Origin of the sequence: Cohnella yongneupensis, from assembly GCF_042655785.1 — a bacterium.
Classification (GTDB): domain Bacteria; phylum Bacillota; class Bacilli; order Paenibacillales; family Paenibacillaceae; genus Cohnella; species Cohnella yongneupensis.
This window is the reverse complement of the sequence record NZ_JBHSNC010000041.1, coordinates 84,227-102,263: the sequence shown is the minus strand read 5'-3', so window position 1 is coordinate 102,263 and position 18,037 is coordinate 84,227. Positions and strand designations below refer to the sequence as shown.

Here is an 18,037-nt window from a genome sequence, read left to right as displayed (position 1 = left end):
TACCAAGGAGTCTTTTTGTTTTTCAAACTCGATATTTCTTCATTATAGGAATGCTGCCCGTTACTTCAATAAATGATTTTAGACTTTTTTTACATTCTATTTAGAAGCGCTTTAGATCCGGCTCCACACCCTCTCAGGGAAAATGAATTTCCCTGAGAGGGTGTGGAGCGAATGGGTGAACATGAGGGGCATTGGTTTCCAGTATTCGGATCGTCTTTTTCTCGCTTCTGATCGTCTTCCTGATCGTACGGATCTTCATGCTCAGGCGGTATGGGCCTTCATGCGGACTCGGACCGTACGCCGGTTACCGGAACGGGTGGATTAAGACGTCAGAGGGAAATTTCTATGCCGAGTTGATTTTGAAAAAACGGCTGGCAAGCGGAGAGATCGGAATCGAGGAGTCTAAGCAGTTACTGGATCTGATCCGGCTAAAGGAACCGAAGAGCTGACAGGAGCGGTTAATTGAAATGAAAGAGAAGAAGCGGCATTCCGCGCGGGAGGGACAGCCGCTTCTTTGACGGATTAACTTGGTGTTACTCCGCGTCCGGTTCTATTCCAATAAATATAGGCAAACTCAAACCCAGTTGGCCTTCAGAAGCTTCTCGCGGAGTGAATGCGATATAAAGAGTGGACTTGCCCACGCTTCTACCTGTTAACGTTAACTGAAACGAAGTCTCCGATCGATAGAGCTGTTCCAAATATGTTTTCATGATGCCAAGCCGGGCCGCCGTCTCCGGATATAGGTCCAGCATGTGCCCGCCCGGGAAGGTGATTTCCGAAAATCGATAGCGATAACCGTTGAACTCAGCCCCCGCTGATACCAATTCGACCGTCTGCGGATCGCCGCTCCATTCTTCCCGAGCATGGAAATCGTGCGAAACGCTGATCAGCTTACCCTGACTAGGTTCGATCAATCGCTCGTCGAGAGCCGGCCCCCACAACAGCACGTCAAGTCCAGTGAAAGCTGCTCCTTGATTGGTAAGTCCGAATTGAATCGTCGACGGGAAGCCGACATCCCCTGCCGCATGGGCGGCCCAACTTGTGAATGATAGCTTGGGCACGTCACTGTGCACTATGTAATCGGATAAGCGGATCTTGCTGCGAAAATGGAGAACTTTCACCTGACCGTCCATTATCGTCTCTTTACTAAATTCCGGTTCAATCTCATAGCCTCGCATCGCCGCTTCGACGGGAATTTTCAGCAATTCAGCCGCAACAGCCAACGCTTCTTCCGCGAACACCGTTTCTTTCTCCCAGATCGCCTTTAGTTCCGTAGGATTCACGCCAGGCGCACAAACTTCGGCCCATTTCGAAGGCAGCCCGTTCCTTTTGCGGGAACTTCCCTCGAACATTTCGTTGAAAATGTCCAAGTCGTTGATGATCGTATCGGCCGTCCTGCCGTTCCGATATAGGCGCAGCAAGAGCAGGTCGCTATCGTGTACGACGGACCCGACGGTAGGGACGCCGGCACGAGCCGAGATGACTGCGCCAAGCCTGTCCATTGCGTCGATATCCTGTTCATCGAGTTTTTGGTCGTAGACGGAAATCCATCGGTCAGAGGAAAGCTGCACAAGGATAGATCTGTCGGCTGACGCGGGGTCATCTGTTTCCTCGTATTCCGACTCTACTAAGCTGTCTCTTAGGGTAAGCGCCAGTTCCTCTAGCAACTTAATTCTATCGTGTTCGGCGGCGAACACTTGGATATTCGAAAGAAACGTACCCAATGAGAGCACTCCTTACGTTATTTGATCTCTTGACGAATATAGATTCTTTCGCCCGTACCCGGGTTGTAATAAACGCGCTGCATTTCCTGCGTAACGGGATCTACGTTAACTTCTTCCGTGCGTACAAACCCTTTGGGAACAACCCCGGACTTCCTTTGTTTGTAGCGCTTATCATAGAAAAGAACAGATACGATTATGAGTACGACAACGATAATGATCTGAACGCCATAGTATCCGACAATCCATTTCATTCTCCGGCTTTTTCAACCACGACGGCAGTGCCGTAGGCTACGATTTCGCCCATCGTTTTGCCGATTTCACCGGAATCGAAGCGAACCATCACAATGGCGTTTGCACCCATGGCCTGAGCGTTTTGTACTAAGCGGTCCATGGATTCTTTCCGGAGATCCTCCAGCAACGAAGTGAACTGCTTGATTTCGCCTCCGACCAATCCTTTGAATGCTGCTTTGATGTCAGCGCCGATTCCGCGGCTCCTAACAATAAGTCCAAAGCACAACCCCTTAACTTCTTTGACTTTGTAGCCCGGAATGTTTTCGGTAGTAACGACGATCATATGTATTCGCACCTTTGCTGATTTTTCCTATATTTTAACACATTTGCTGGATATATAGCCGCGAAGCAAGTACAACACGGCTTTATCGTTCCGCTAATGATTTTAGACTTTTTTTACATTCTAGTTAGAAGCGGTTTAGATCCGGCGGATACAATGAAAGCAGGGAAAATGAATTTCCCTGAGAGGGTGTGGAGCGAATGCATGAGCATGGTGGGCACTGGTTTCCGGTATTCCCGATCGTATTCTTCTCGCTTCTGATCGTCTTCCTGATCGTACGGATCGTCATGTTCAGGCGGTATGGACGCTCTTGCGGATTCGGACCGTACGCCGGTTACCGGAACGGGTGGGCTAAGATGTCAGAGGGGAATTTCGATGCCGAGTTGATTTTGAAAAAACGGCTGGCAAGCGGAGAGATCGGAGTCGAGGAGTATAAGCAGCTATTGGAGCTGATCCGGCTGAAGGATCCGAATCACTGACCAGTGCGGCGGATGGAACGGGAAAAGAAGAAGCGGCATTCTGCATGGGCGGGACAGCCGCTTCTTTGCGGTGTTATCAGAATGAGCTAATGACTTGCCATATCTCGGGTGTCTCTTGGCCGATCCACCAAGCTGCCGCACCTTTTAATTTATATTTGTTGATGATATCCATCCGCAGCTTCACTGAATTTTCATCTTCAAGCCAAATTTGATGCCTCTCGATTCCTTTAATGTACTCCACATAATTTTGTTTTGTTGTGGGATCCCATTTCTTAATTAATCCATAATTAGCGATTATCTTATCGACATCCACTAATCCCAATTCGGTTCCGTAAGCTTTGCCGCTGTTTAGATCAGTAACCCATTCTCTTGTGTAAAAAGGGATGGCCAGCAACACCTTGTTTGCAGGAACATCCTTCAGCAGCAACTGGATGCCCTGCTCGACCCAAGGCAAGGAAGCAACCGAGCCGATATGGCCGCCTCCTCCTAAATCTTCGTTATATCCCATCATAACAATAAAGTCTGCGACTTTGCCCAACCCGCGACGGTCGTAGCAGCCAGACCAATTGGGATCGGGATTTTCCCGGGTCACATCCACAGTAACTTGCATGCCATAGGGCTGGAGCGCAGCTTTAAGCAGCCGAATGAAATTGACGAAATGCGCTTTATTTTTCACGTCCATATTTTCGAAATCAACGTTAACGCCGTCGATCTCATACTTAACCATAATATCGCGTAACTGATTTATCGTTTTTTGGCTCTTGATCGGGTTACTTATAATGAAGTCCGTCATCTTCGTATCAAAGGAGTTGCCAAATAAAGGCCACACTTGCTTACCCGAATTATGCGCCCACTTTACAAATCGGGCGTCAGCCTCAGAAATGACTAAATGCTTGTAGTTGTAGTCTAATTTAAACCATCTTGGGGAAACGACGTTAAGGGTTTTGGAGACGCTGCTTTGTTTGATATAAGTTTCCGTTGTACCGAAAGCGTTCCATCCCATCACAATGCGATTTGTTATTTTGGGTATCAGCTTCGGTTTCGCCGTGGATTCCTGTTTCAGGCGGGATGTGTCCGCAGGCGGACGTTGAGCCGGGGAGCCGCAGGATAAGAGCAAGGCAAAAGTAACAATCGATAATATAATCATCGAGTATTTCATTTTTCATCCACCATATCGTCTTTTTCCAAATAATATGTTGTCCTGGCCCTCCTCTTATGCACAGTCCAATACATTACTGCGATCTTCTCAGATCAATGGGACAAGCGCTAATGAAATTAGACAATTCAATGATGGCAACTTGTACAGTCCGCACTCCTACAACATGGATATAAATATAGAGAATCACTAATAAAAAAACCGGAGGTGTTTGCTATGTCTGGTGAAGTAGGTTACGGAGGTATGGGAGCCGCTGCTTTTGTACTCGTCCTTTTCATCCTGCTCGTTATCATTTTGCGTGCCGGTTATTAAAAAAATAAGGTGAGATTTACTTTTCCTAGTTATAAGCGCGAAGTAGTCATCATTTTAGCGTAATGGGTCACAAACCGAGCAGAGCGTCTAGCGAAGCTTCCCGTACAATGGACACAAGCCGTTCTCGGCTTGAAGTTCGACGTGCGGGAGGCTTTTTAACATGAAAAAACTAACGATCGTCCGCAAGCTACTATTAATGTTGTTCGCGCTTCTGTTGATCAGCGTATTGACGGGATTGGCGATTCTTCGCTCGAACGAACAGGTGAAGAAGCACACGAGCGAAGCGGAAGCGTTCAATCGGACGACCCAGGACTACGAAAGCTTGATGAATTTGTATCAAGAGTTGAATACGATCTCTTACAGGTTCCTGAGCGAAGGGTACGAGAAGAAGCAGGCGGAAGCCTATACGGCCAAGCTGTCGCAAATGTCGGAAGTGACGGGGCGGTTAAAGCTCGTATTCGATCAGGACGAGGACTTGCGCTCTTACTTGTCTTGGTTTGATAAAATCAATCTGGCCTATAAGGACTTATTCGATACGCACTTCGCGGGTGCGTTCTTACCCGAGTCGCTAAACGGCGTCGTCATTCGACAAGTACTAACGTCGCAAATGGGCGATACGCTTCGGGTCGACGGTGAGCTTAAGGAGCTTTTCGCGGCGCAACGTGAGGATAGCGGGAACCAGCTAAGAAGCACGATTTCCGGAAGCTCGCGGGACGTTATTCTGCTCACGGCGTTCATGGTCGTCGTAATGTTGGGGGTAGCGTATTTATTTGGGCGGTCCATCGACCAAGGCGTTAAGTTGTTACTACGGCGCATTCAGGCATATCGCAACGGCGAGCTTGGTTACGTGTCGGCGGCGCGCGGCGACGAGTTCGGTACCGTCGATGCGTATTTGGCTCAGATGGGTGAGCAACTGCGTATCATGCTGGAGTCCAATCGCCAGACGGGAGCCGAAGTCGTCGAATGGACGGGCAACATTCTCGAGAAGTCTACGGAGAACCGGCAAGCCGCTTCCTCCATTCTGTCTTTGTCGGAGCGCTGTCAAGCGCGGATCGAGCTGCAGCATGACGCGACGGCATCGATCTCGGCGGTCATCGAGCAAGCGTCCGCCGGCTCCGAGCATATGCTGCATGCATCCGGCTCGCTCAGGGACTCGGTATGGCGCACGAACGGCTATGCGCAAGAAGGCAAAGCGCTCGTGACGGCTTTATCCGCTTCCTTCGACGAGACGAGCGGCGAGATGCTTCGGCTTGGCGGACAAGTGAAGTCGATGAAGGAACGGATGAAGGACGTGCACCGGTTCATGCTCGGCATTAGCGAGATTGCGTACCAGACGAATCTGTTGTCATTGAACGCTTCAATAGAAGCATCGCGAGCAGGCGTGCATGGCAGCGGGTTCTCGGTTATCGCCCACGAGATTCGCCGATTGGCCGGGCAGACAGAAGGGTTTGCCGGCAACGTTCGGAGCGCGATGCAAGCCATTCAGGCTGATATCGGATCGATGGCCGCCGGCTTTGACGGCTTCGCCAAGCATTTGGACGCGACGAGAGGCCGCTCGGAGCAAGCGGTCGCCTCCTTCGGCGACATCGCACTCGAAAGCGACCGTCTGGCGGCGCAGACGGAGGAATGGACGCAGTCTGTAACGGAAGTCGCAGCCGGGTTGAACGAGATCGTCGCTTCGATCGAGCGACTCGTAGAGTCTTCGTCCGATATCCGGGACAGCATGCAGCAAGTGTCCGGGCTCGCCGCTTCGCAATCGGACGTGTCGGGTTACCTTCAGCAAGCCGTCGATAAATTGGCGCATACGACGAAGTCGCTTCGGGTGGAATAGCGCGATAATATCGAGTAACTGGGGCCTGTAAGGGCCCTTTCTTGTGCCATAGCTCGAAATATACCGGGTTACTGGGCTCGGAAGGGACTTTGTTTGCGTTATAACACGATAATATCGAGTTACTGAGCTTGGATGGGGCTTCGCGGGGGCAATAGCACGATAATATCGAGTTACTGAGGTTGGAGGAGACTTTGCGTACGCAATAGCACGATAATATCGAGTTACTTAGCTTGGATGGGACTTTGTTTGCGCAATAGCACGATAATATCGAGTTACTTAGCTTGGAGGCGGCTTTGCGTACGCAATAGCACGATAAAATCGAGTTACTGCACTTGGATGGGGCTTCGCGGGGGCAATAGCGCGATTATGTCGTGTTACTGAGTTTAGATGGGACTTTTTGCGCGTAATAACACGATAATATCGAGTTACTGAACTTGGATGGACTTCGTGAGCGCAATAGCACGATAATATCGAGTTACTGAGGTTGGAGGCGGCTTCGGGGTTGAGGTATCGTCTTGTTGACGATGTCTCTTTTCCGTGCCATAATGTACACGCGTACATTAATGGAGATGACTTCAGAACAGGATGGCGGTATCCGTGTCCAACCGCAAGAAAGTCGCAGAGCTGGCAGGCGTATCCGAGGCGACCGTCTCCCGCGTATTGAACGGGATCGGACCGATGAAGGAGACGACAAGGCAGCGCGTATTGGCAGCGGCCAAGCAGCTTAATTACGAGCTGAATGCCATTGCCTCGAGCTTCGCCCGCGGAAGAAGCGGGAACCTCGGCGTCGTGTTGCCGCACGTCCCTAAAGTTCATCTGTTCTCTACGTATTATTTTTCCGAGATCCTTAGCGGGATAGGGGAAGAAGTGCGATCCAAAGGCTACGGCTTGCTGCTCTTATTCAGGGATCCGAACGAAGTGTTCGATTACGCGTCGTTGTTCCGCACGCAGCGCATCGATGCCTGCATCGTTCTCGGCGCAAGCGCTATCGCTTCCGAGCGGGAGGGAATCGCGCGAATGGCGGGACAGAGGTTGCCTTTTTGCGTGATGGACCAACGGTTCGATGGGTTGGACGTGAGTGCCGTAGCGACGGATCACGAGCAAGGCAGCTACGAAGCGGTGAAGCATTTGATCGCGCAAGGCTGCCGGCGAATCGGGTTTCTTAACGGCGCGCCGCACTATTCCAACAGCGTCGATCGGATGTCGGGTTACTTAAGGGCGTTACGCGAAGCGGGTATCGAGGTAGACGAGTCGATCATCTACCGGGGCAATTACAGCCGCAAGAGCGGGACGCAGGCGGCGGAAGCCGTGCATGCTGATCTCGGCAAGCTGGACGCGCTTTTCGTGGCGAATGACCGGATGGCGATCGGGCTTATGCAAGGATTGAGAGAGCTCGGCCTCTCGTTCCCGGAACATTTGCCGATCGTCGGCTATGACGATTCGGATGTCGCGAGCATGACGGAGCCTCCGCTTACGACGGTTAAGGTGCCTTTTTACGAAATGGGGCGACTGGCCGCGGAGCGATTGCTGGATCGGCTGTCCGATCCGGACAACGAATCGTTCGCTTTCAACGAGATTTTGCAGACCGAATTAATCGTTAGAAAATCATGCGGCACGCATAGGAGTGGAGAGTCCAGATGACGAAAAAAGCGCTAATCGTATGGGGTGGCTGGGATGGTCACCAACCGAAGCAGGTAGCGGAAATTTTCCGTGGCCAGCTCGTTAAGGAAGGGTTTGAAGTCGAGGTGTCGGATACGCTCGAGGCGTTCGCCGACGGCGAGAAATTGAAAGCGCTCGACCTGATCGTACCGGTATGGACGATGGGCAAAATCGACGGAGCTTGGGTGAACAACGTATCCGCGGCCGTACAGAGCGGCGTCGGCTTGGCGGGTTGCCATGGCGGCATGTGCGACGCGTTCCGCGATAATACGGACTGGCAGTTCATGACCGGCGGCCAATGGATCGCGCATCCGGGTAACGACGGCACGACGTACGACGTCAATATCAAGCATAGCTCCAGCCCGCTAGTCGATGGGATCGCGGACTTTACCGTGAGCACGGAGCAATATTATTTGCATACCGACCCGGCGAACGAAGTACTGGCGACTACGCGTTTCCCGCTCGCTGACGGTCCGCATGCGACGAACAAATCGGTAGATATGCCGGTCATCTGGACGAAGCGCTGGGGACAAGGCCGCGTCTATTATAACTCGCTTGGTCACCAAGCGAACATCATGGAAATTCCGGTTGTTCAAGAACTGATGCGCAGAGGTTTCAACTGGGCTGCGGAAGGCAAGACGCTCGCGAACGCGGACGTGAAGCAAGAAGCTTATACAGGTATGCAAGACAACCAACTTTAAGATTCCGGAGATGAGAAGCGATCATGGATAAAATCAAAGTCGGCATTATAGGCACGGGTAACATTAGCGGCATTTATTTTCAAAATGGACGTAAATTCGATTCGATGGAAGTCGTAGCTTGCGCGGACCTTGACGTAGAGCGCGCGAAAGCGAAAGCGGCTGAGCACGGCATTCGCGGTTGTTCCGTCGAAGAATTGCTCGCCGATCCTGATGTAGAAATGATCATCAACCTTACGATTCCGCTGGCTCACGGCTCGGTTAACTTGCAAGCGCTCGAAGCGGGCAAGCACGTGTACGTGGAGAAGCCTTTCACCGTAACGCGCGAGGAAGGCCAGCAAGTACTGGAGCTGGCGCGTCGCAAAAGGTTGCTCGTCGGCAGTGCGCCGGACACGTTCCTCGGCGGCGGCATTCAGACGTCGATCAAGCTCGTCGAAGACGGCTGGATCGGCACGCCGATCGGCGCGACCGCGTTCATGCTGGGCGGCGGCCACGAGAGCTGGCATCCGTCGCCGGAGTTCTACTACCAGAAGGGCGGCGGCCCGATGTTCGATATGGGGCCGTACTATTTGACGGCGCTCGTCTCGTTGCTCGGTCCGATTGCCAGAGTCACGGGTTCGACGCGCATTACGTTCCCTGAGCGCACGATCACGAGCCAACCGAAATACGGCCAGAAGGTCACGGTAGAGACGCCGACACACGTTGCCGGAATTATGGAGTTCGAGGCGGGACCGATCGCCACGATCCTGACGAGCTTCGACGTGAAGGGTGGTACGATGCTCCCTTGCATCGAGTTGTACGGCAGCCACGGAACGATCCAAGTTCCGGATCCTAACGGCTTCGGCGGCACGATTCGCGTCCGTCGCTCGGGCGCAGGCAACTGGTCCGAGATTCCGCTCACGCACGGCTACGCCGAGAACGCGCGCGGAGTAGGCGCGGCCGACATGGCGCGCGCGATTCAGACCGGACGCAAGCACCGCGCGAACGGCGATCTCGCGTTCCACGTGCTTGAAGCAATGCATGGCTTCCACGACGCTGCCGAGCAAGGCAAGCACTACGTCATGAAGAGCACGTGCGAGCGCCCGGCTTCGATGCCGTTGGGCTTGGCGGATTTCACGCTGGACTAACTGCTTAGGGAATAAGTAGACCGGGGCGACGTCGTCGCTCCGGTTTTTGCGTTATCACGCGGTGTTGCGGCTACGTAATATTGATCGCGCTCGCACGCACACTCTAACGTTGCCTCGCGAGGTTACAGCGCCGAAACTCCGAGAGCGCACGTTCTAACGTTGTCTCACGAGGTTACAGCGCCGAAACTCCGAGAGCGCACACTCTAACGTTGCCTCGCGAGGTTACAGCGCCGAAACTCCGAGAGCGCACGCTCTAACGTTGTCTCGCGAGGTTACAACGCCGAAACTCCGAGAGCGCACGTTCTAACGTTGCCTCGCGAGGTTACAGCGCCGAAACTCCGAGAGCGCACGCTCTAACGTTGTCTCGCGAGGTTACAACGCCGATATTCCGAGAGCGCACGTTCTAACGTTGTCTTTTACCGCTAATTTTATATTGCATTAACTTACAGCCTCCTGCACAATGTTCAAGTGCGTACATAAGCAGAACGGAGTTTAGCCAACCATGAAATCAAACAACTGGATTTACTATATTGCGCTCGTGCTGGTAGCGGCGATCTGGGGTGCAAACTTCGGCGTATCCCGATCGGCGATGGAGACTTTCGACCCCGTGCTCTTTTCGTTCATTCGATTCGGAGGCGCGGTGCCGTTCTTCTTCTTGATTTTGAAGCTCAAGGAGGGAAATGTCGGCGTTTCAAGGCGCGATATGCTCGCGTTGGCGGGAATCGGGTTAGTCGGCGTTACCGGACTCGAGATCGCGGTCATGTATTCGATTAAATACACGACGCTCGCCAACGCATCGCTACTTAACGTGGCGCCTTGGCCGATCTTCGCAGCGTTGTTCGCGCCGCTATTCGTAAAGGAACGGTTCACTCGCAGGCTCGCTATCGGCGGTGCGGTTTCCATGGTCGGCGTATCGTTCGTCATTCTCGGCGGCGAAGAGGGACTCAGCTTGTCCTCGGATAATATGGTAGGCAATATGTTAGCGTTCGGCGTAAGTATTATAGGCGCGTTATTCAATCTGTCTTGCATGCCGCTAATGAAACGGTATTCGCCGCTTAGGGTAAGCACGTGGTTTATCTTTTTCGGCACGTTGTTCATGTTCCCGATTACGCTGGGCTCGTGGGGCAAAGTGGATTGGGGCAGCTTGACCGCGGAGCACTATACGGCGATCGGCTTTAACATTCTGATCTGTACCGTATTCTCATTCGTTGCGTGGAACGGGAGCATGCTGAAGGTGGGCGCCGCGCGCGCGAATTTCTTCCGGTATGTCGTACCGGCAGCTGCGGTGGCGGCCGGCTATTTGTTCTTCGACGAGCAAGTGACGGGTTTGCAGCTCGCCGGAACCGCGTTCATGGCGGCAGGTCTCGTCTGGATCGGGATGGAGCGGCAGAGTAAGGGATAGGCGTCACCTAGGTAAACAAAGAACACAGTGCGAAACCCGCAGGGGACATCTCCCGGCGGGTTTTTGTTGTGCGCTGCAATAGCGCGGAAATTTCGGGTTACTGAAGAGAAACAGGCTCGGCAGCACGCAATAGCGCGGAATTATCGGGTTAAAGAAGATAAACACGCACGACAGCACGCAATAGCGCGGATACACCGAGTTACTGAAGAGAAACAGGCATGACAGCACGCAATAGCGCGGATACACCGAGTTACTGAAGAGAAACAGGCATGACAGCACGCAATAGAGCGGATACACCGAGTTACTGAAAAGAAACAGGCTCGGCAGCACGCAATAGCGCTGAAATATCGGGCTACTTAACTGAATTACCCTGCCAGCACGCAATAGCGCTGAAATTTCGGGTTACTGCGTAGAATTACCCCCGTCCACCCCCGCCGATACCCAACAGCGCGGAATTATCGAATTACCGATGAGAAATAGGCTCGGTGGCATGCAACAGCGCGAACCACTCGAGTCTCAAGCCTGCCTTGTACACTCCGCGAATCGCATCGCAAACCTTGCCGCTCTAAGGCTGTACCCATTTTGTACGCGCCTGCGCGTATTTGGGTAATCGTCGATTGTTACGCACCAAGCGATCCCTTATCATAAATCGCGAACGCGCATTGAATGATGCTTTGACCAGGAGGGTATTCATGAAAACCCAATCTCACAAAATGACCGTCTCTATCGATGAGCATACGTCGCATCTGGAGCCTTTAAGGGCTTTTTACCAAGCATTGGACGCGGAAGGTGTCACGATCGAGAAGCTGCCGAGCGAACGTCGGGAGCACTATCAGCTGCAGGCGATCAATTTGACCCTGGAGCACATCTGGAACCATAACGACTACTATCGCGCCGCGCTCATGGAGGCCGGCATAACTTCGCCGAGTATCGCGTCTCTAGCGCAACTGGACACGATCCCCCTGCTGCGCAAAGACGTCATTCGCGGCGACAAAATGAAGCTGCTCTGCGTGGAACCGAAGCAAATCGGGCAAGTCCATCTGACGAGCGGCACGTCGGGCAAGCCGATCTATACGTCTTATACGCTGGCCGATCAATACGTGTACGATCTCATGCCTAAATATTTGGAGCTGTTTCCCGATTCGGACAGCGACGTCGTAGCGATCGCGCTGCCTTACGAATTCGCGCTGCCTGGGCTCGGTTTCCAGCGTCTGTTTCAATTCGCCTTCGGGACGGCGGTTCTCTCGCTGGGCAAAGGCGGATATATGGCGCCGGTGGACAAGTCGCTAGAGTTGATGAAGGAGTACCAAGCGACGATTTTGACCACGACGCCGTCCTATGCCGCGTTGCTTGCGGAGGAAAGCGAGAAGTACGGCATTAAACCCGGCGTCGATATTAAGCTGCGCCGAATTATCCTGACCGGCGAAGGTTGTTCTTACACGTTCCGTAAAAGGCTGGAGCAATGGTGGAACTGCGAGGTGTCTTTCTTCTACGGTTCTACCGAATGCGGCGTCGTCGCGATCGAATGCAAGGAACACGCGGGTTATCACGTTGCCGAAGGACATGTGTTCATGGAAATCGTCGATCCGGATACCGGCGCTGCCCTGGGATACGACAAGACTGGCGAGATCGTCTTGACCACGCTGCTGCGGGAAGGGATGCCCATGGTGCGTTACCGCAGCGGAGATATCGGCTATATGCAACGATCGAAGTGCGCATGCGGAACTACGATGGATGTCCTTCACCTAAGAGGGCGCATGGAAAATATGATCCGGTTGGAGGGCGACGACTACTCTCCGTTTATGCTGGAGCAATTTTTGCTTGAAGTGCCCGACGTCAGCTTCTGGTATCACTTCATCGTGGAACAAGGCAAGCTGACGATCGAAGTCGAGCCGTTCCGTACCGCCCTGACCGATGAGAAGCTGGCGAAAAAAGTACGGCGCAAAATGGCGGACGCCATAGGCATCGACTGCAAAGTCGTCGTTAGGCGCGACATCCCTCGTACGTTCGGAAAAGCGACTCGCGTCATCATTAGATAATCTCGTATTCGTGTAAAAGGAGAATCGCCATGTCCAACAGCTTAGAAGAGCGGGACCGTAAGCTGCGGAATTTGCTCGCTCGCATCACGAAGTCCCCGTTGTATCAAGAGAAGTTGAACGGCTACGATACGACGGATATCGGGCTTGCGGATATCGGCACGCTTCCGCTGACGACGAAGGAGGATCTGCGCGGTGCGGGGGCGTTCGGCCATCTGGCCGTCGCAAGCCAGGAAGTCGCGCAATATCATGAATCTTTCGGAACGACGGGCGAGCCGTCCGCTTCCTGGTTCACGCAAGAAGACTTGGCGATCGGCGGCAGGCAACTGAAGGAATGCGGCGTCAACCTCGCCTCGGAGGATCTGGTTCTCATCCGTTTTCCGTATGCGATGTCTTTGCCGGCCTTTCTCATGCAACAGGCATGTTGGCAGACAGGCGCGGGCATCGTGCCCGCGAGCAGCCGTACGGCGGTGACCCCCTATCCGCGCGTGCTTGATCTCATGAGGCGCCTTGGCGTGACGGTGCTCGCCGGATTGCCGCGGGAGATGGAGCTGTTAGCCGAAACCTCCAGGCTGCTCGGACAGCAGGCATGCTGGGATTTTCCCGCGCTGCGGGCGATCTGCGTCGCAGGCGAGCTGATGAGCGATAGCCGCAGACGTCATATCGAACAGCTGTGGGGCGTGCCCGTATTCAACATGTACGGCTCAACGGAAACAGGTAATATCGCGGTCATGTGCGAGCATGGCGTGCTTCACGTAACGGAGCGGGACTTCTTGGTCGAGGTGCTTAAGGAAGACCGCGCGACGCCTGCCGACGAAGGATTCAGAGGCTTCGCGGCAATTACGACGCTCTCCCATCATGCATCCCCGCTGTTGCGTTACTTCAATGAAGATATTGTTTCGCTCGCGCCGCACAAATGCCCTTGCGGTCGCTCCGGCTCCGCGCTCACGCATTACGGCCGGAGCAAAGATCGGTTGACCTTCGGGACGACTACGCTGGACGCCAAAGACGTCCAAGATGCCGTCTATTCGCTCGTTCCGGCGCCGGAAGCATGGCGCGTCATCGAACAAGAGAGAGGGTTGCATATGCTGCTCGACTCTCATAGAGCTTCCGAATGGAAGATCGATGCGATTAAAGCGCAACTGGCAAGACAGCTGCGCGTGCCCGTAACCGTGGAAATCGTATCCGAAGGAGTGTTACTCGATCGCGGGGAGCTGATCTTGAACGTGCCATCCAAGAAACCGGTTTATATACAACGTCTGGAACGAGACATCGATCCTGTCCGCGAGCTTCTAGATCGAGGGCGAGACAGTTTTATCCACCATGCATACGGCGAAGCCAAGACGGCATTCGAAGAAGCGGTCGCGATTAACGATCGCAACGCGGAAGCGCACGCTTGGCTGGCGGCGGCCTACGGCCGCTTGATCGAAGCGGGTAACATGCTGGAGAAAATCAAACTGCTCCCGATCTTTGAGAACGAAGTCAAGGCGGCGCTCGATATCGATCCGCTGCTTCCTTTTGCCCGGAGAATGAACGGAGCGAGGCTGCTCAACACGCCGGAGACGCTCGGGGGCAACCCGGCTCTGGCTGCCCTGGAGTTTCAATATTGCGTGGATCACGGGCTAGAGGATGCCGACATCTATGTCTCTCTCGGGCAATGTTATTTGAAGCTTAATGACGAAGAGAAAGCGATGGAGATGTTGCGGGTCGCCTTGCAAAGCGATCCCTCGCATGAGAAGGCGCAACGGTTAATGCAGGATTTGCAAAAGGAAGACGATTAACCGATGAACGACGTTGCGAGGTCGGTTGCGAAGTGGGCCAAAATCGAACCTGGGCGTCTTGCGGTCGTCGACGAAGCTGCGGCGATAACCTATGGAGAGCTGGACGAGCGAGCCAACCGTTGGGTCGCATGGTTAGTTCGGTGCGGCGCGGCACCGGGCGACGGCGTCCTATTATTGCTGCCGAATCGCTTCGAATGGATCGAGCTACTCGTTGCGGTCAATCGGGCGAACGTCCTGCCTTACGTGCTCAGCACGCAGCTCGCGAGCATAGAAGTGGCGCGAATAGCGACCGAGACGAACGCTAAAGTGGTTATAACGGCGCGTTCATTGAACGTTGGCGACCAGATCGGCGACTTGGTGGCGAATATGCCGCTCGCCCAGCTGTTCGTCGAGGATTTCGCCGACGCGGCGCGCAGCATCGAGCCGGTCAAACTTAAATTAACGGATACAAGCAGCAAAATGATCGTGCTCTTTACATCGGGAACGACGGGAAAGCCCAAAGGGGTTATCGTACCTCAATCCGTATTCGACCTTTCGTTGTGCGATACCGACCACATCAGGAACCCGCAGACGCATCTGTTATGCAGGCCTTTGTTCTTCCGTGCCCATCTTGCGGCTGCATGCAGCGCGATCCAAGAGGGCAATACGGTCGCGTTGTCCAGGCACCCGAGCGCGGGTCATTGGTCTGCTTTGATCGAACGATTGAATATTTCTCTCATTAGTTTAGGGCCTGGCGATTTGCTGATATGGTTACAGGAACTGGAGCGGGAAGGCTCCGGTTTTCCTATATCGCTCACGCAAATATTGACCACTGGAGCACCGTTGACGCCTATGATTCGAGCACGGTTGAAGCCGTTGATCCAGGGCGTTCGCGCAACGGATTTTTACGGGACCAGCGAGGCGGGCGGCATAGCGATGATCGACGATAGCGAATGGGAGAGCAAGCAGGGCTCGTGCGGAAAGCCGATGTTCTTCGCCAAAGTAACGATTTTAGATGAACAGGATCGGCCGCTGGAGGCAGGACTGCGCGGTGAAATTTGCGTGGGAACGCACCACCTGTTCACGGAGTACTACCGGGATCCGGAGTCGACTAGCGCGGCATGCGCAGGCGAATACAGGCGTACGGGCGATATAGGGTATTTTGACGAGGAAGGGTATTTGTATGTTACGGGGAGAAAACACGACGTCATCCATTGCGGCGGATATTGCTTGCATCCTCAAGAGGTGGAGAGCGTACTGAGGGAATCGGATGAAGTCGAGGAGGCGGTCGTCGTAGGCAGGGATGGATTCGCGGGTTCGCAGGAACCGATCGCTTTCGTCCTGCTTAGGGACCGCTATCGCCAAGACGAGAACGCGACAGCCGGAACCAAACAGGCGTTGCTGACGCTATGCGAATCGCGATTAGCCGCGTACAAAGTGCCCGCGGACATGATCTTCGTCGCGGAGCTTCCGCGCAATGCGGCGGGCAAAGCGGATAGCCGCGAGTTATTAAGGAGGTTGTCGCAAGAGCAAGGCGCATTGACGCCGAAGGGGGGATGTTCATAGGTATGGTGGACATGAACTCGGGAATAGAGCAATTAATGTTCTATCAATTGCACCGATTGTTGTTCGATATTTTAATGACCACCGATGGTCGTACGACGGATATGTTGGAAACTATGTTAGGCGAGAAAATGACGGTTCATGTGCTGCGGCAACATCAGATCGATGCGGCCGATTTCGACAACGTGGCTGAGCTGTCCGGAAGCCCTTATTATTTGCGGGAGTCGATCTTGATAAGCGATCGGTCGCGCTTCGTCGTGTCGCACAATATCGCTCTCGTATGCTCCCAATACGTGCCTCCCGTCATGTTCGAGGCGCTTTCGGCCAAGCAAGAGGGCATCGGCAAGACGATTAACGATTTGGGGCTGCAGACGTCGCGCAAGCTGTCGGATTGCGGTTGGAGAGCCTTGCCGGAAGTCGTCGATCTATTCGGCAAGCCGATCGAGCTGCGCTTCTCGGCATCGCTAGGGAACGAGCGCACGCCTTACAAACGATATGCCATCTATTTCGAAGGCGAGGCTGGCATCCATCTGCTCGAATATTTCAATCCGGATATCGTAAGGCACCGTTTGCTAAGGGACGGGGGCTGGTAAAAGGAACAAGAAGGCTCACAGCGGAAATCTACGCTGTGAGCCTTCTTGTTAGGGCTTCGGTTATTCGGGATCTTTAGTTTCGGGATCTTTAGTTTTTGCTGCTTTAAGCGCTTGTACGAATTCTAAGCCCGCGGCCATAATTTGTTCGCTGGCGACGGCTGCGCCGCCTTGCAGGGCGGCTTTGAGTTTGTCGGTAATGATAGAAGATTGAGGCAAGAGTTCTTCTGCCGATTCTCTCAAGTTCGAGCTAATGGATTGCGCCCCGCCGATTGCGGCGGTTCTGCATTTCTCGGCAAAGATGATGGCTTCTTCTCTGACAAGGCCGGACAGCGCGGCGAGATCTTCTTTAATAGACATGGCTTCACCTCCTCCCGTAACAAGAAGAAGTTATTTGCGTAGCGCGAAGCCCATCAAGGAAGCGCCGACCAGACCTACTGCGAGGCTGGCAAAGTCACGGGCCTTGAGGGGTTGGTTTCCTTTAGGAGCGCTTGCGGCTTTAACCGTCTGTTGCTTCTCGTTAACTTGATCCAAAAGTCGCGAATCGTTCGTTAGCTTCTGCAGCTTGTTCCAGCATACCTGTGCTTGCTTAGGACGTTCGGTACGTTGATAAGCGTCCCCGAGCTCGTAGATGAGCGTCTCGTATGTCTTTTGCTCAAGGGTGCCGGGTTTTCGCATTTCGCTATGGATGAGCATAACGTAATCCTCTATCGCGGTTTCCGTGCGGTGGAAAAAAGGCTCGGGCAGGCGATAGGAGATTTTGCCGCGAAGCATGCGAAACGTAAGATTGGACGGTTCATCGGTTACCGCTTCGTCTAGCAGTTCTAGCCCTTGCTTGGCCAAGTCCAGTCGATCGAAGGGATTGGACTCATCGCGGGCCATCAAGGCAAGTACGCTGCCGGAATAGGCTTTAACGGTAAGATTTTTCGGATATTGCGAGCGCAACGACTGGAAGAGCGCATGCGCTCTTGCAACCGCATCCTTGCTGCCCGCCACGCCTTCGTTATGCGCCAAGATGGCGGTATTAAGTTTGTCGTCTATCGGGTCCGTATCTAGGTACGGTTTGTTCGGGCGTTCCTTGTTCAGGTGTTCCTTGTTCGGATGTTTCTTTTTGTTATTGGCCACGATG

Annotated in this window: 18 protein-coding genes; 12 read left to right on the top strand and 6 right to left on the bottom strand. The window is 53.6% G+C overall.

Annotation, left to right across the window (positions count from 1 at the left end):
* The first annotated feature begins 191 nt into the window (after positions 1–191).
* Positions 192–449 carry a hypothetical protein gene (locus ACFPQ4_RS13345; RefSeq protein ID WP_378112360.1) on the top strand — a complete coding sequence of 86 codons (258 nt, stop codon included), beginning with the start codon at positions 192–194 and terminating at the stop codon, positions 447–449.
* Positions 450–533: 84 nt separating this feature from the next.
* Here the strand turns inward: ACFPQ4_RS13345 and ACFPQ4_RS13340 are convergent, their stop codons facing one another.
* From ACFPQ4_RS13340 to ACFPQ4_RS13330, 3 genes are read right to left on the bottom strand one after another with little or no spacing between them, the layout of a single operon-like run.
* Positions 534–1,724: a hypothetical protein gene (locus ACFPQ4_RS13340; protein ID WP_378112359.1), complete on the bottom strand. Its 1,191-nt coding sequence runs from the start codon at positions 1,722–1,724 to the stop codon at positions 534–536.
* 17 nt (positions 1,725–1,741) lie between these two features.
* Positions 1,742–1,975 carry a hypothetical protein gene (locus tag ACFPQ4_RS13335; protein WP_378112358.1) on the bottom strand — a complete coding sequence of 78 codons (234 nt, stop codon included), beginning with the start codon at positions 1,973–1,975 and terminating at the stop codon, positions 1,742–1,744.
* Positions 1,972–2,298 carry a YbjQ family protein gene (locus ACFPQ4_RS13330; RefSeq protein ID WP_378112357.1) on the bottom strand — a complete coding sequence of 109 codons (327 nt, stop codon included), beginning with the start codon at positions 2,296–2,298 and terminating at the stop codon, positions 1,972–1,974. Before ACFPQ4_RS13330 ends, ACFPQ4_RS13335 begins: the two co-directional genes overlap by 4 nt.
* A 197-nt stretch (positions 2,299–2,495) precedes the next feature.
* Between ACFPQ4_RS13330 and ACFPQ4_RS13325 the strand changes: the two genes are divergently transcribed.
* On the top strand, positions 2,496–2,774 hold the full coding sequence (locus ACFPQ4_RS13325; RefSeq protein ID WP_378112356.1) for an SHOCT domain-containing protein: 279 nt from the start codon (positions 2,496–2,498) through the stop codon (positions 2,772–2,774).
* A 76-nt stretch (positions 2,775–2,850) separates the two neighbouring features.
* On the opposite strand, the gene ACFPQ4_RS13320 is transcribed toward ACFPQ4_RS13325, so the two are convergent.
* Positions 2,851–3,933: a glycosyl hydrolase family 18 protein gene (locus ACFPQ4_RS13320; protein WP_378112355.1), complete on the bottom strand. Its 1,083-nt coding sequence runs from the start codon at positions 3,931–3,933 to the stop codon at positions 2,851–2,853.
* A gap of 213 nt (positions 3,934–4,146) precedes the next feature.
* Between ACFPQ4_RS13320 and ACFPQ4_RS13315 the strand changes: the two genes are divergently transcribed.
* The 10 genes from ACFPQ4_RS13315 to ACFPQ4_RS13270 all read left to right on the top strand — a co-directional run bounded on the left by ACFPQ4_RS13315 (position 4,147) and on the right by ACFPQ4_RS13270 (position 16,911).
* Positions 4,147–4,242, top strand: a complete 96-nt coding sequence (locus ACFPQ4_RS13315; protein ID WP_378112354.1) for a sporulation protein YjcZ — start codon at positions 4,147–4,149, stop codon at positions 4,240–4,242.
* A 160-nt stretch (positions 4,243–4,402) separates the two neighbouring features.
* On the top strand, positions 4,403–6,073 hold the full coding sequence (locus ACFPQ4_RS13310) for a methyl-accepting chemotaxis protein (RefSeq protein WP_378112353.1): 1,671 nt from the start codon (positions 4,403–4,405) through the stop codon (positions 6,071–6,073).
* Positions 6,074–6,658: 585 nt separating this feature from the next.
* Positions 6,659–7,714, top strand: coding sequence for a LacI family DNA-binding transcriptional regulator (locus tag ACFPQ4_RS13305; protein WP_378112352.1), 1,056 nt, complete (start codon positions 6,659–6,661; stop codon positions 7,712–7,714).
* The gene (locus tag ACFPQ4_RS13300) at positions 7,711–8,433 is read left to right on the top strand and encodes a ThuA domain-containing protein (protein ID WP_378112351.1); all 723 of its coding nucleotides are present in this window, start codon (positions 7,711–7,713) and stop codon (positions 8,431–8,433) included. Before ACFPQ4_RS13305 ends, ACFPQ4_RS13300 begins: the two co-directional genes overlap by 4 nt.
* A gap of 23 nt (positions 8,434–8,456) precedes the next feature.
* Entirely contained in the window at positions 8,457–9,557 is a 1,101-nt protein-coding gene (locus ACFPQ4_RS13295) for a Gfo/Idh/MocA family protein (protein ID WP_378112350.1), read from the top strand.
* 502 nt (positions 9,558–10,059) lie between these two features.
* Complete coding sequence (locus ACFPQ4_RS13290) at positions 10,060–10,959, top strand: DMT family transporter (RefSeq protein ID WP_378112349.1); 900 nt, start codon at positions 10,060–10,062, stop codon at positions 10,957–10,959.
* Between the two features lie 692 nt (positions 10,960–11,651).
* Positions 11,652–12,998, top strand: a complete 1,347-nt coding sequence (locus ACFPQ4_RS13285; RefSeq protein ID WP_378112348.1) for a phenylacetate--CoA ligase family protein — start codon at positions 11,652–11,654, stop codon at positions 12,996–12,998.
* A 29-nt stretch (positions 12,999–13,027) separates the two neighbouring features.
* Positions 13,028–14,776: an AMP-binding protein gene (locus tag ACFPQ4_RS13280; protein WP_378112347.1), complete on the top strand. Its 1,749-nt coding sequence runs from the start codon at positions 13,028–13,030 to the stop codon at positions 14,774–14,776.
* A gap of 3 nt (positions 14,777–14,779) precedes the next feature.
* Complete coding sequence (locus ACFPQ4_RS13275) at positions 14,780–16,321, top strand: class I adenylate-forming enzyme family protein (RefSeq protein WP_378112346.1); 1,542 nt, start codon at positions 14,780–14,782, stop codon at positions 16,319–16,321.
* A gap of 2 nt (positions 16,322–16,323) precedes the next feature.
* Entirely contained in the window at positions 16,324–16,911 is a 588-nt protein-coding gene (locus ACFPQ4_RS13270) for a 4-hydroxybenzoate synthetase (protein ID WP_378112345.1), read from the top strand.
* Positions 16,912–16,971: 60 nt separating this feature from the next.
* On the opposite strand, the gene ACFPQ4_RS13265 is transcribed toward ACFPQ4_RS13270, so the two are convergent.
* Positions 16,972–17,268 carry a hypothetical protein gene (locus ACFPQ4_RS13265; RefSeq protein ID WP_378112344.1) on the bottom strand — a complete coding sequence of 99 codons (297 nt, stop codon included), beginning with the start codon at positions 17,266–17,268 and terminating at the stop codon, positions 16,972–16,974.
* 30 nt (positions 17,269–17,298) lie between these two features.
* Positions 17,299–18,033: a tetratricopeptide repeat protein gene (locus tag ACFPQ4_RS13260; protein WP_378112343.1), complete on the bottom strand. Its 735-nt coding sequence runs from the start codon at positions 18,031–18,033 to the stop codon at positions 17,299–17,301.
* Positions 18,034–18,037 lie beyond the last annotated feature (4 nt).

Coding starts and splice junctions, on each gene's coding strand:
- ACFPQ4_RS13265 (WP_378112344.1), bottom strand. CDS start 17,268: ATGTCTATTAAAGAAGATCTCGCCGCGCTGTCCGGCCTTGTCAGAGAA.
- ACFPQ4_RS13335 (WP_378112358.1), bottom strand. CDS start 1,975: ATGAAATGGATTGTCGGATACTATGGCGTTCAGATCATTATCGTTGTC.
- ACFPQ4_RS13300 (WP_378112351.1), top strand. CDS start 7,711: ATGACGAAAAAAGCGCTAATCGTATGGGGTGGCTGGGATGGTCACCAA.
- ACFPQ4_RS13275 (WP_378112346.1), top strand. CDS start 14,780: ATGAACGACGTTGCGAGGTCGGTTGCGAAGTGGGCCAAAATCGAACCT.
- ACFPQ4_RS13315 (WP_378112354.1), top strand. CDS start 4,147: ATGTCTGGTGAAGTAGGTTACGGAGGTATGGGAGCCGCTGCTTTTGTA.
- ACFPQ4_RS13285 (WP_378112348.1), top strand. CDS start 11,652: ATGAAAACCCAATCTCACAAAATGACCGTCTCTATCGATGAGCATACG.
- ACFPQ4_RS13330 (WP_378112357.1), bottom strand. CDS start 2,298: ATGATCGTCGTTACTACCGAAAACATTCCGGGCTACAAAGTCAAAGAA.
- ACFPQ4_RS13280 (WP_378112347.1), top strand. CDS start 13,028: ATGTCCAACAGCTTAGAAGAGCGGGACCGTAAGCTGCGGAATTTGCTC.
- ACFPQ4_RS13295 (WP_378112350.1), top strand. CDS start 8,457: ATGGATAAAATCAAAGTCGGCATTATAGGCACGGGTAACATTAGCGGC.
- ACFPQ4_RS13305 (WP_378112352.1), top strand. CDS start 6,659: ATGGCGGTATCCGTGTCCAACCGCAAGAAAGTCGCAGAGCTGGCAGGC.
- ACFPQ4_RS13310 (WP_378112353.1), top strand. CDS start 4,403: ATGAAAAAACTAACGATCGTCCGCAAGCTACTATTAATGTTGTTCGCG.
- ACFPQ4_RS13270 (WP_378112345.1), top strand. CDS start 16,324: ATGGTGGACATGAACTCGGGAATAGAGCAATTAATGTTCTATCAATTG.
- ACFPQ4_RS13325 (WP_378112356.1), top strand. CDS start 2,496: ATGCATGAGCATGGTGGGCACTGGTTTCCGGTATTCCCGATCGTATTC.
- ACFPQ4_RS13320 (WP_378112355.1), bottom strand. CDS start 3,933: ATGAAATACTCGATGATTATATTATCGATTGTTACTTTTGCCTTGCTC.
- ACFPQ4_RS13290 (WP_378112349.1), top strand. CDS start 10,060: ATGAAATCAAACAACTGGATTTACTATATTGCGCTCGTGCTGGTAGCG.